The organism is Arsenophonus endosymbiont of Aleurodicus floccissimus (assembly GCF_900343025.1).
Classification (GTDB): domain Bacteria; phylum Pseudomonadota; class Gammaproteobacteria; order Enterobacterales; family Enterobacteriaceae; genus Arsenophonus.
This window is the reverse complement of sequence record NZ_OUND01000003.1, coordinates 45,543-58,193: the sequence shown is the minus strand read 5'-3', so window position 1 is coordinate 58,193 and position 12,651 is coordinate 45,543. Positions and strand designations below refer to the sequence as shown.

Genomic DNA, 12,651 nt, shown 5'->3' with positions numbered 1-12,651 from the left:
ATATAACGGATTTAATCTAGTTATCAGTTAATTTATTTTTAATCAATTTGGGTGGGGTAGTTTTTTAATATAACTTCAGCTAACGCCTGAGCTGCCTTCATTTCTTTATCAGAAAACAATTTCCCGATCCTATCATGAAATTTTTGACTTTCTTTAATTACCATTACAAAATGCGGTAGCTAACCATGCATAGGCCATTTTATTATCTTTATAACACCATGTCCCTCTGCATACATAACACCTAAACGATCCTGAGCTTTAGCATCTCCCTGTTTTGCGGCGTGTTTGAACCGATAGACGGCTTTTTTATAATCTTTTATCACACCATTGCCAATACTATACATTAATCCCAAATTAAACTGTGTCAATGCATAATCCCCTTTTGATGCTTGCTCATACCAATATGCGGCTTCCGTTAAATTTTGTTTCACACCTAATCCATGAGTATACATGATAGCCATATTTGCTTTGCGCACGAACATGCTGCTGGATTGCTGCCCTTTGGTACCATTCTATTGCCCGATCATAATCACGCCTAACACCAAAACCATTAACATACATAGTCGCGAGTCTAAATTGTGCATCTGCATTACCTAATTCAGCTGATTTCAAATACCAAACGACAGCCTGCTTGAAGTCCTAAGAAATTCCTTGTCCACGGAAATATTTTTCCCCCAGTTCATACTGAGCTTTATCATTACCATGTTCAGCTAATTGCTGTAATTGTGTTATTCCATTAGATTTTGTAGTTGTTATATTAGCAGATACTAAAGAACCATAACTTATTATTCCTAGCGTAAATACCAGAATTAATTTTCTCATATCGCCAGCTCCTTTTTATAACTAACACTTCAAAAATTATATACTAAGATACTAATCTTAGTATCCCTTTATTTCACACTATACAAATCACAACTCAAAAATAGATTTAAGCAATTTATTTTCCATAATATAAATTATAATAAATCCTGAAAATTCATTATTAATTAACCTGTTGATATAATTAAAAACGGAAGCACTGCAACAAATTAATAATAAATTATTCTGTTATTTTCTAAAGTGAACTCCCGTAACCTCAATTTACATGGTTTTTATTTACGCCAAATATTTAAATACCACTATAAAGTCGACGTAAATAATAGGAAACGGTTTCTTCTTCATTAGAACCAATAATTTCCATATCAGGTAAATTATCTCGTAATAATTGATGTGAGTTTTTCATAATGCAGCCTTTTCCCCCATGGTTAACATTTCATAATTATTCATTCCGTCACCAAAAGTGATACAATCCTGCAAAGTATAGCCTAATAAATCCGCTACTTGCTTTAGTGCATTTCCTTTGGAAACACTACCATTCATAGCCTCTAGACAACATGGTAATGAAAAACTAACGTTAACACGATCACCCCAACGATTTCTTATTTGTTCCTGCGATAACAGTAACTGCCGATGATCTTCACAAGTAAAATAAACTTTGCTCACATCCATCATCGAAAAATTATCGCGCTCAAAAAGTTGATAGTGAAAAACAGACTCTTGAAAATATGCTTTTGCTCCGGGCTCTCCAGATTAATTAACCAATTATCGCTAGAATAGTAGTTGGTCAGAATATTTGGATTCTCAAACTCCATTAAATAGAGCTCATGAACAATATCATGATCAAGATTATGCGTTAAAATCAGCTCTCCATTGGTGTTATGTACCCTAGCGCCATTAGATGTGATCATATAAGCATTAATCCCTAACCCATTACAGATCTGATCAACATCAATATAGTGGCGACTCGTAGCAAAAATAAAATGAATATTTTTTTCTACCAATAATTTTAACGTTTCTTTTGTATAAAGGGGTAAAGTGTGGTTAGGAGACGGTAAAGTACCATCTAAATCTGAAGCAACAACAAAATACGTCATTGTTTTTCCTTGGTTAATCAATGTTGATCAAAAAAATCACAAATTACATTAAGTGCGATAGCACGTAATGCATCGTTTTCAAATAATATTTCATGGTCTGTCCCTTCGATAATTAAAGGTAGCTTTTCCTCTCTTCCCATCTGCATTTTTTGCCGAGCGACACAAAATCTCTGAATATCCCGATTATTAACGACCTTATCTTCACTCGCTTCTAATACCATCAGCGGAACCGCAATCTCTGCCGCTTTTTCAATTAAGCTAGCACCAAATTGCAGACTCTACCCAATCCAATGATAAGTTGGCCCACCAAGACGTAGTTCAGGATAATCGGCATAATAGCGTAAATAACGCCGATAACGTTCATAACTATGGGTCAATACATTAATAATAAAGGGTAATGGCTGCCATCTACCGGTTGATACTGCATAATCATCACGGGTATTAGATCTCGCCTCAGCACATTGAATGATAAAATTTGCCAGCCAACGTGAAGCCGGTAAATTAATGCCTATCATCGGAGCACATAAAACCGCAGCATTAAAAGTCAGACTATCATCAGCAAGAATAGCCCCTCTATTGAATGGGGAGAGTGCATAACAAAGTGAATAGTGTCGTGATTTGATCTCAAGAGAAATAAAAGATTCAAAATCATCAATATAATCAGTAAATTTTTCGACGTGCCCCTTTTGCGGATCGGCCAACATTCTTCCCGAAAGACCTTGTCCACGATGATCTATGATAAAAATATCATAACCAAGATGATAAAGATCATAAGCGACTTCAGGATATTTTACATAGCTTTCACTACGCCCGGGAAAAATGACAATCGCTTTATCATGCTGAGCAGAATAAAGTTTTGCATAACGAATAGGAATATTATCAACGCCAATAAATTCTGCTTCATCATGCATCTTCCAAAAATCTAAAAGCAGACCATTAGCAAACGCTAAAAACTGAGATTCACGTGTCAGCCAACTCGCTTTTAGCATGTCAGGCGTCATAATTATTCCTAAACTTATTCAAAACCTGCCAGATGATCGCGAATCAATGTCATAAATACCTCACCAAATCGCGCTAATTTTCTTTGACTACACCATTAATCAACAGTAGTTCATTTATAGCCCGACAGGACATCGCTCCGCCATCTCTATTCAAGTGGCATCGTTAAAAACCACAAAAGGTGGAATATTTTCTTCATTAGCAATCACTTTTCTTAATTGACGTAATTTAGCAAATAATTTTTTATCGTAACGGCCTTGGTAGTTTTTATTTTGCTGATTACGGCTTTTTTTCGATAAAACTCTAGCAACAGCCAATTGTAATGGTACCTCGCCGCGCAATATCGGCCTAGCTGCTTCTATCAATTGTAATGCTGAAAAATGAGCAATATTTTGGTTCACTAAACCCATATGAATAAGTTGTTGCCGACACACACTCACCCAATGCTCATGACTCTGTTCTTTAACCAAGCCATAAACTGGCAACTTATCATGATCAAATTCACGTATACGTTGATGATTTGCGCCGCGCAAAATGTCAGCAATATAGCCGATACCAAAACGCTGCCCTGTCCGATAAATACAAGAAAGTACTTTCTGAGCATCAATTAGGCCATCATACTGTTTCGGTGGATCTAAACAGATATCGCAGTTACCACAAGGTTGGTGCCTATTTTCACCAAAATAATTTAACAATACTAGACGGCGACAGGTTTGTGTCTCGGCAAAAGCACTCATAGCATTTAGTTTATAGCGCTCAATCTCTTGTAATTGTCCAGCAGGCTTTCCGCCAAACAACAACACAACCAAGATAAATCAGCGGGATTATAAAATAAAATGGCTTCTGCAGCTAAGCCATCGCGCCCAGCTCTACCGGTTTCTTGATAATAAGATTCTATATTACGGGCAATATCAAAATAGACGACAAAACGGACATTAGATTTATTAATTCCCATACCAAATGCCACCGTTGCAACCACCACTTGCAAGTCATCTTTTTGAAAAGCATCCTGTACTTTTGCGCGTTGTGTATTATCAAGACCCGCATGATAGGGGGCCGCACTCAAACCCCGTTTATGCAATCGCTCAGCTGTTTCTTCAGTTTTACTACGGCTATTGCAATAAACAATACCGCTGTTACCCTTTTGTCCTTTAATAAAAAACCAAAGCTGATCAAGAGGCTTATATTTTTCTACTAAAGTATAACGAATATTAGGTCGATCGAAGCTACTGATATGGACAAGTGGTTCACACAGTTCAAGCCCGTGAATAATATCATTACGCGTTGTTTGATCAGCAGTAGCTGTTAAGGCAATAACTGGTAACTGTGGAAAACGACGCCGCAATTGCCATAATGCTCTATATTCAGGGCCAAAATCATGGCCCCACTGTGAAATACAATGAGCTTCATCGACAGCCAATAAAACTGGATTTAATTTCGGCAATTGATCAAGAAAATTATCCATAACCAACCGCTCGGGGGCAATATAAAGTAATTTTATGTTGCCTTGCCGACAATGCTCAATTTACCTGCTTTTGCTGTTGTCCGGTTTGGCTTGAATTAAGATAATTGGCCTCAATACCATACTGAGAAAGCTGATCAACTTGATCTTTCATTAATGAAATCAGTGGAGAAACCACTATGATTAAGCCAGGTAAAATTAAAGCGGGTATTTGATAACAGAGAGATTTTCCTCCGCCGGTTGGCATGACGACCAAAAAATCTTGATTTATAAGTATAGTATAGTATTAATAATTTGTTCTTGGCCTGGCCGAAATTACTGATAATCAAAAATCTGCTGTAACACTTGCCGAACCGGGGATGTAATATTGATAATTTCCGCAAGATAACTGGTATCCTTAATAACCGTGACTAATCAATTTTGATAAAAAGCGGTAAATAAATATATGCTACCCCCTGACTCTGATAAGAATTACAGCATCCTATTAATTTCCGCTATAAAATAAAGAAGTTAGAAGAAAAAAAAGTCACTCTTCATTATGCCAAATAACCATTTATTTTTACCTATTCATAATAGCATAACCATAGAAAAATTGCCAACCTTTGCATAATAACAATCGTTGATTAACATAATATCTAATAATTAAGAGAATATTTATGAATACGCCTGCCCTTACATTGGACGATGCACAGAAACTTATAATTGGAAAATATCTTCAAATGTAATTCAACCAATTATTAGGTTTTGAGTTTTTATCCTTTGATAGCACCGAGATCAAGTTAATTTTTAACGACAAATCACAATTGATAGGAAACTTTGAACAACAAATCCTACATGGTGGTGTAATTGCTGCAGTGTTAGATGTTGCTAGCAGTATAATTTGCTTTTGTAATGCATTAAATCGAAATAACTTCATTGTCAAAAAAAACGCTCAGAGAACGTTTATCAGCCTTTGCGACCATGGATTTAAACATTAATTACTTGCGTCCAAGTCGTGGTAAAAAATTTATTGCGAGGGGAAAAATCATTCGCCCTGGTAATAAGATTTCTGTTGCCCGAGCCGAATTGCATAATAACGAAAATAAACATATCACAATAGGCATAGCCACTTGTTTCATGAGTTAAATAAAAATAATCAAGCTAAGACCATAATAAAAATCTATTTTAAATAAACATTATATGAAGCTTACGTTATTAAGCTGGCCTTTCTACTTTGCTCAAGTTATCTTTATTTATCTGATAAATTCAGAGCCAATTCTTACGTTTAAAATAAAGATAAGGTGCTAGCCCGGCAATAATCATCAATATAATTGCTGCCGGATAGCCAAAACGCCAGCCTAATTCAGGCATAAATTCAAAATTCATACCATAACTGGACGCCACCAGCGTTGGCGGTAAAAAGACCACAGAAACAACGGAGAAAATTTTAATAATTCGACTCTGCTCAATATTAATAAAACCCATTGCCGCTTGCATAAGAAAATTTACTTTTTGAAATAGTGATTCATTATGAGGTAGCAGTGATTCAATATCACGTAAAATATCTCTCGCTTGCTCTAATTGACCTGTCGGCAATCTTGCTCGGCGGATCAAAAAATTTACTGCTCGTTGACTGTCCATCAAACACAACCGCACTTTCCAGCCAATATCTTCTTGTTCCGCTAAATTAGAAAGTGCGCTATCGAGTTCATCACCTTGTTTGCCTTCCAAAATAATCCGGCTTAACGATTCCAATACGCTATAAATATTTTCTATTACATCAGCAAGTTGTTCAATTTTAGTTTCAAATAAATCTAAAAATAACTCATAAGCATTAGCATCGATCAGCTTTTGGCTTCTTGAACGCATACGATACAAACGAAAAGCCAGCAGATCACGCTCCCGCAAGGTATATAAACGGCCATCACGAAAAGTGAAAGCAACTGTCGAATTACTAACATGTTCATCGCTATCTTGATAATAAAAAAATGAATGAATATGTAAACCATCCTCATCCTCAAAAAAACGAGCCGATACTTCAATATCGGTTAATTCAGATGGGGTTACTAATAATTGTTTCAATTCAGTTTGCACTGTTTGCCGTTCTTTTTCGTTAGGCTCCATTAAATCAACCCATACCGCATCGGTTAGTTTTTCACCTTCATCAAGCTCAAGGCGAGATAAACGGTGGTTGTCTAATTTAAATGCCAGCAGCATATTATCAGGCCTCCTTCAGAACCCCAAATAGCAAAATAATAGCCAGTTAATTAGTAACAAAAACTCCCTTACTTCAAGCATTCTTTATTGCAACTCTAATTTAGCATAAGCTGCAACCAGCCATTTGATCCCTTCGCCCTGAAAAGCTATCTGCAAGCGGCAACGCTCACCATCCCCTTCCAAATTAATAATAGTTCCTTCACCAAACTTAGGATGACGAACCCGTTGACCTAATGTATAGCCACTATCATTTCGATTAATTGGGGTACCAAGTCGTTGATGACTAATAGGGCGAGAAACCGTTGCACGTAAACGAACTTCTTCAATACATTCAGTCGGTAATTCGGCAATAAAACGCGAAGGGCGATGGTAGACTTCTTTACCATATAATCGACGGCTTTCCGCATAAGTCAGCGTCAATTTCTTCATCGCTCGTGTCAATCCAACATAAGCCAATCGCCTTTCTTCTGCCAGCCTTCCGCTCTCTTCCGCACTCCTTTGGCTTGGAAACATACCTTCTTCCATACCAACAATAAAAACCAATGGAAATTCTAGACCTTTTGCCGAATGTAGCGTCATTAACTGAACGGCATCTTGATGTAACTCCGCATGCCCTTCACCGGATTCCAACGCAACATGAGACAAAAATGCTTGCAGTGGCATTAAATCTTGATCTTCATCTTGATAACTAAATTGACGAGTAGCAGTGACTAACTCTTCAAGGTTTTCAATTCGCACTTGCGCTTTTTCGCCTTTTTCTTGTTGGTACATCGCCCGCAGACCTGAGTCGCGGATCACGCGATCAGTTTGAACATGTAACGGCATATCCGTCGTTTCTTTAGCCAATGCATCAATTAACTCAAGAAACCTTTCAATCGCTCCGGCCGCCCGACCTCCAAGGACTTTTTCAGCTAATAAATATTCACAACTTTCCCAAAGCGTGAGTTGTTTTTCGCGCGCGGCCTGACGAGCAGTGTCTAAAGTTCGTTCGCCGATACCTCGAGTTGGTGTATTAACAACTCGCTCAAATGATGCATCATCATTACGATTAGCAACCAAACGTAAATAAGAGAGCGCATCTTTAATTTCCTGCCGCTCAAAAAAGCGTTGGCCACCATAAATACAATAAAGCATTGAAGACTGCAACAAGGCCTCTTCAAGCACCCGTGACTGTGCATTGCTACGATAAAGAATTGCGCACTGCTTTAAAGCGCCACCTTTCTCATACCATTGTTTAATGCGACTAACAACATAACGCGCTTCATCTAACTGATTGAAGCCACAATAAAGCGAGATAGGTTCACCATTAGCCCCTTCTGTCCAGAGATTTTTTCCTAACCGGTTATTATTATTGGCAATCAGTGCATTAGCCGACTTCAAGATATTCTTAGTCGAACGATAATTTTGTTCTAGCCGAATAGTTTCCGCTGCCGGAAAATCTTGCAAGAAACGTTGAATATTTTCTGCCTGTGCACCACGCCAACCATAAATTGACTGATCATCGTCACCAACAATCATCACCTTGCCAGTATCACCGGCTAAAATACGTATCCAGGCATACTGGATACTGTTGGTATCTTGAAATTCATCAACCAGAATATTGGTAAAACGTTCACGATAATGTTGTAGTATATGCGGTTTCTTTAGCCACATTTCATGGGCACGCAATAAAAGTTCAGCAAAATCAACTAATCCGGCCCTATCACACGCTTCCTGATAAGCCTGATAAACTCGCAGCCAAGTAGCCTCTGTTGGATTGCCATAACTTTCAATATGCTGTGGCCGCAAGCCTTCATCTTTTTTTGCATTGATGTAACACATAGCCTGACGTGGTGGCCACTTACTCTCATCTAGATTAATGACCTTGATAATTCTACGCAATAAACGATATTGATCATCACTATCTAAGATTTGGAAATCTTGCGGTAAATTAGCATCCAAATAGTGAGCCCGTAAAAGACAATGCGCCAGGCCATGAAAAGTTCCTACCCACATACCGCCTTGATCACTACCTAATAACGCATTAATACGATGACGCATTTCAGCCGCTGCTTTATTGGTAAATGTCACCGCCATAATGGAGAAAGGCGAAACCTTATCAACCGCCAGTAACCAGGCAATTCGATGAACCAATACCCGTGTTTTACCACTACCTGCGCCAGCAAGTATTAACATATTCGTTCGAGGAGCAGCAACAGCTTCGCGTTGCTTATTATTTAAGTTTTCAAGTAAATATGAGGCGTTCATGGTTACCACTAAATTAAGAGAGCAGTCAATAAATCACTACTGTGTTTTTAATTAGATGATAAGATTATATCAGCGCAATGAGTGAAGCTAAACCGGTGATCTCAATATGAGGTAATATGTCATTCTCATTGGTGGCTAGTAAGTTGCTATTGTTAGTATTGATCCAACAAGCTTGCATGCCACTGTGTAAAGCACCTTGAATATCGGTTGTTAAATCATCACCGACAGGTAAAATTTTATCCATTACAATATTAAATTTCTGCGCGGCAAGATAATACATATCACTAAATTGTTTAGCCCGTCCATCTTGCCCCGCTTTTAAAACAAATTAAAAATAATCACCTAATCCACAAGCATACGGATCTGCATTGCCATTAGTAATAACCGCTAGTGGGAATTTTTCGGCTAAGGTAGATAAGATTTTATGGGTCACGTCTGGGACTGCAATTTGACTACGCCAATAAGAAAAGTGTGCCATTATATCGTCAGCACCACCAGCAGATCCTTCTCGATCGTAACCATACTGACAAAGTAACACCTTGACTGCTAACCAACGCCACTGTGTAACATCATGATAAATTTCAGGATACTGATTAACAATTAACGTTTAATAATTTTTCAAATCGGCAAATTGAAGTTTATTAAAGCGATCGTCATAGCAACGAATAAAATCTAATAATTCCTGCTCAGTTTTAGCAATAACAGGGCGATTATCATACAATCTATCATCCAAATCAAAGGTAATCGCTGCAATAGAAGTTAATTGCCGATAAACACGCATTCAAGGTTTCTCTCTTTTTGCCCTTGGGTGAGTCACATCATAAACCTTGGCTAAATGCTGAAAATCTAGGTGAGTATAAACTTGAGTGGCAAAAGAGTGACGAAATTTATGAGAATGAATATGACTTCTAACATTCTAACGAATTCCCCATAATGCAAAACGCTTTTGCACATTCCGAGCGGAAATACGTTTTCCTCTTTGAATTGAGATAAAAACAGCTTCGTCTTGCTTAACATATTGCTGACGCATTTCAAGCCAACGGATTAACCATTCTACCGCGATACGTCCTAATGGTACCTTCCGTTCTTTACTACCTTTCCCCATAACCCAAACTTCACCATTAGGTAAATCCAGATGTTAGCAATTCAAATTAACCAGTTCCGATAAACGTAATCCTGCGCCATACATCACTTCCAACATGGTTCTATTACGTACAATAGCGGATCTGCTAAATCAATATTTAACAACTTATTGACTTCATCTACATCGATATTTTTTGGTAAATGGCGTTTATTTTTCGGCGTTATAACGGTTTTAGCTGGATTAGCGGTTAATACGCCCTGCTCAACCAATCCAATTTAAAAAACTTCTTAATGACGAAAGACGTAAAGCGCGAGTCGCTGCCTGCAATCCTTGTCGGCGACATTTTGCAACCATCATACGAACATGTAATGTTTCCAATTGCGTCCAATTATTGATGTTCATATTTATAGCCATGTCCATTAACATGACTAGTTGACGTTGATAATTAATAATCGTCACGGGGCTTAGCTGCCGTTCTATACGTAAGTAACGCAAAAAGTCGTTAATTCGCTGCTGCAAGCTTTGCAGTGTTGAATTCATGCACGAGTTACCCAGCGTAACAGCAGATCGGGCAATAATTTAGCTAAGTGGTCAAGCATCGTCGTTCCCATCCCTTTTTGATAATGCTGAGTATCACGGCTACTAAAGATCACCATCCCTAAATTACCATAAAGACCTAATAAAGAAATAGCCACCGAACCGACATGATTTGCGTCTGGCATTAATAATAATATTTCTGGATTATTTAACGTACCAAGATAATGATTTTTTTCACCAAATCGCTGAATACGAACAGGCTCAAATGCCTGATGAGAAATCATAACTTTTTGCGCATCCATTGGTATGCCTAGCTGCCAACAATCACTAAACAAGCGAATATAAGCACCACTCAGACCAAAACTTCTTGACCATGCATATAAACGTTGCTGAAAATCGGCAAAATCGTCTGCCGTTGATAGCTGAATAACCAATTTTAACAGTCGATTAAATAGTATTTCATTATTGCGCGCCTGCTCAACCAATAGTTGCATATCCTGTTCCAGATTTTGGATATAAACTCGTTGGTGTTTCATCGACCATTCAACTAATGAAACTGCATGATGAACCAGATGAGGAACCCGTATCTGTTCAACAGCAGCTGCATTACGAATAAAAAAATGAGGATTGCTTTTTAGATATTTTACGACTGTCTGATCATCTAACAGAGGTTGAGGATCAAATGTTGCTTCTTTTTTATCCATAATAAAAGACCTCTTAACCAAACAAAACTTAGAAATGAATAACACCATCATAAACATGTGTCGCAGGGCCTGTCATAAACAGAGGATGACCCAGTCCATTCCAACGAATTTTTAGCATGCCACCAGGTAAATCAACACGGACATTTTTTTTTAATAAACCTTGCTGAATACCGATAGCAACAGCAGCACAGGCACCACTTCCACAAGCCTGTGTTTCTCCTACACCACGTTCATGTACACGTAATCGAATGTGTTCATGATCAATAACCTGCATAAATCCTATATTAGCTCGTTCAGGAAAACGTTCATGCTTTTCAAGCATCGCCCCTAATAAAGCAACTTTAGCCGTGTCAATATTTTCAACCTGTATTACACAATGTGGGTTGCCGATAGAGACCACGCCACATAATATTGTTTGTTGCTGAGTTCTAATTATATAAGTTTTCTCAGCTTTTTGCGCTTTAAATGCTACTTTATTTGGCTCAAACTCAGGAACTCCCATATTGACACAAACATCTTCATTCTCTGCTACCGATAATGTCAACCTGCCAGATTGAGTACTTACCTTGATATCGCGTTTATTGGTCAGTTTTTTAAGGCGAACAAAACGAGCAAAACAACGGGCACCATTACCACATTGAGCCACCTCACTACCATCGGCATTAAAAATACGATAATGAAAATCAAGATCGGGATCATAAGGTGCTTCAACAACTAAAAGCTGATCAAATCCAATTCCGTTATGTCGATCTGATAAACGACAAATAAGTTCAGAAGAAAAATAAACATTCTGAGTAACGGCATCTACCACCATAAAATCATTACCCAAACCATACATTTTGGAGAATTGCATTTTCTACTCCATCTTAATCAATTGGCTATTTTGTCATTACTCGATTTTTGCAATGTTTCAGTCTGTATCGATTGATGTTCTGTCTCTTTAGAAGATACCGTACTTCAGCCTTTTGCTCCGCTATTGCTTTTGCTGGAAAATAGAGTGGTCCTTTCAAACCACAAGCAGAAAGTAAGGTTAAAAATATCGATGTAATAAATAGCCAAAGTAATTTTTTCATTATGTTAACGCCTGCATGTTTAAATCATTATCCTTTATAATCTATAATCGCAGTTAGGCGTAGAAAAGCAAATAGGAAATTGACGATGACAGACACAGAATTTCATCAATTGGTTGATAAAGTGATGAATAAAATAGAAGAACAATTTGATCAGTATAATGGTAATAATGATATTGATTGCGAAACCCATGGCGGTATTATGACACTAACCTTCGAAAATGATAGTAAAATTATTATCAACCGCCAAGAACCACTCCATCAAATATGGCTAGCTACACGGTCAGGGGGTTACCGCTTTAACTATAAAACAGATAATTGGTATTGTACGCGCAGTAATAAAAATTTTATTCAAATATTAGCCTATGCTATTAGTGAACAAAGTGGTGAACCATTTTCATTTGTTCTCTAACTACGAAAGCAAACAAATATCATTCTT

At 37.7% G+C, this 12,651-nt stretch carries 10 protein-coding genes and 5 pseudogenes; 2 read left to right on the top strand and 13 right to left on the bottom strand.

Annotation, left to right across the window (positions count from 1 at the left end; translation table 11 throughout):
• Positions 1-38: 38 nt before the first annotated feature.
• The 6 genes and pseudogenes from ARADI_RS19830 to recQ form a co-directional block, all read right to left on the bottom strand.
• The gene (locus ARADI_RS19830; protein WP_255420691.1) at positions 39-164 is read right to left on the bottom strand and encodes a hypothetical protein; all 126 of its coding nucleotides are present in this window, start codon (positions 162-164) and stop codon (positions 39-41) included.
• 15 nt (positions 165-179) lie between these two features.
• The gene (locus ARADI_RS18295; RefSeq protein ID WP_238149379.1) at positions 180-476 is read right to left on the bottom strand and encodes a tetratricopeptide repeat protein; all 297 of its coding nucleotides are present in this window, start codon (positions 474-476) and stop codon (positions 180-182) included.
• Between the two features lie 163 nt (positions 477-639).
• Positions 640-822 (bottom strand): hypothetical protein, encoded by a 183-nt coding sequence (locus tag ARADI_RS18285; protein WP_238149378.1) that lies wholly within the window; start codon positions 820-822, stop codon positions 640-642.
• A gap of 286 nt (positions 823-1,108) precedes the next feature.
• A pseudogene (yigL, locus tag ARADI_RS10260) lies at positions 1,109-1,913 on the bottom strand (sugar/pyridoxal phosphate phosphatase YigL).
• 17 nt (positions 1,914-1,930) lie between these two features.
• A pseudogene (pldB, locus tag ARADI_RS10255) lies at positions 1,931-2,914 on the bottom strand (lysophospholipase L2).
• 14 nt (positions 2,915-2,928) lie between these two features.
• Positions 2,929-4,776 (bottom strand): annotated as a pseudogene (gene recQ, locus ARADI_RS10250) (ATP-dependent DNA helicase RecQ).
• Positions 4,777-5,289: 513 nt separating this feature from the next.
• Here recQ and ARADI_RS18280 point away from each other — a divergent pair.
• The gene (locus ARADI_RS18280; RefSeq protein WP_439647103.1) at positions 5,290-5,499 is read left to right on the top strand and encodes a hotdog fold thioesterase; all 210 of its coding nucleotides are present in this window, start codon (positions 5,290-5,292) and stop codon (positions 5,497-5,499) included.
• Positions 5,500-5,619: 120 nt separating this feature from the next.
• Here the strand turns inward: ARADI_RS18280 and corA are convergent, their stop codons facing one another.
• The 7 genes and pseudogenes from corA to lptM form a co-directional block, all read right to left on the bottom strand.
• Positions 5,620-6,570 (bottom strand): magnesium/cobalt transporter CorA, encoded by a 951-nt coding sequence (corA, locus tag ARADI_RS10240; protein WP_119712000.1) that lies wholly within the window; start codon positions 6,568-6,570, stop codon positions 5,620-5,622.
• A gap of 84 nt (positions 6,571-6,654) precedes the next feature.
• Positions 6,655-8,817, bottom strand: coding sequence for a DNA helicase II (gene uvrD, locus ARADI_RS10235; protein WP_119711999.1), 2,163 nt, complete (start codon positions 8,815-8,817; stop codon positions 6,655-6,657).
• Positions 8,818-8,881: 64 nt separating this feature from the next.
• Positions 8,882-9,598 (bottom strand): annotated as a pseudogene (yigB, locus tag ARADI_RS10230) (5-amino-6-(5-phospho-D-ribitylamino)uracil phosphatase YigB).
• Positions 9,599-10,441 (bottom strand): annotated as a pseudogene (locus ARADI_RS10225) (tyrosine recombinase XerC).
• Complete coding sequence (locus ARADI_RS10220) at positions 10,438-11,142, bottom strand: DUF484 domain-containing protein (RefSeq protein ID WP_119711998.1); 705 nt, start codon at positions 11,140-11,142, stop codon at positions 10,438-10,440. Before ARADI_RS10220 ends, ARADI_RS10225 begins: the two are co-directional and overlap by 4 nt.
• Positions 11,143-11,170: 28 nt before the next feature.
• Positions 11,171-11,995 (bottom strand): diaminopimelate epimerase, encoded by an 825-nt coding sequence (dapF, locus tag ARADI_RS10215; RefSeq protein WP_119711997.1) that lies wholly within the window; start codon positions 11,993-11,995, stop codon positions 11,171-11,173.
• Between the two features lie 25 nt (positions 11,996-12,020).
• Entirely contained in the window at positions 12,021-12,215 is a 195-nt protein-coding gene (gene lptM / locus ARADI_RS10210) for an LPS translocon maturation chaperone LptM (RefSeq protein WP_119711996.1), read from the bottom strand.
• Positions 12,216-12,300: 85 nt separating this feature from the next.
• Between lptM and cyaY the strand changes: the two genes are divergently transcribed.
• Entirely contained in the window at positions 12,301-12,624 is a 324-nt protein-coding gene (cyaY, locus tag ARADI_RS10205; protein ID WP_119711995.1) for an iron donor protein CyaY, read from the top strand.
• Positions 12,625-12,651 lie beyond the last annotated feature (27 nt).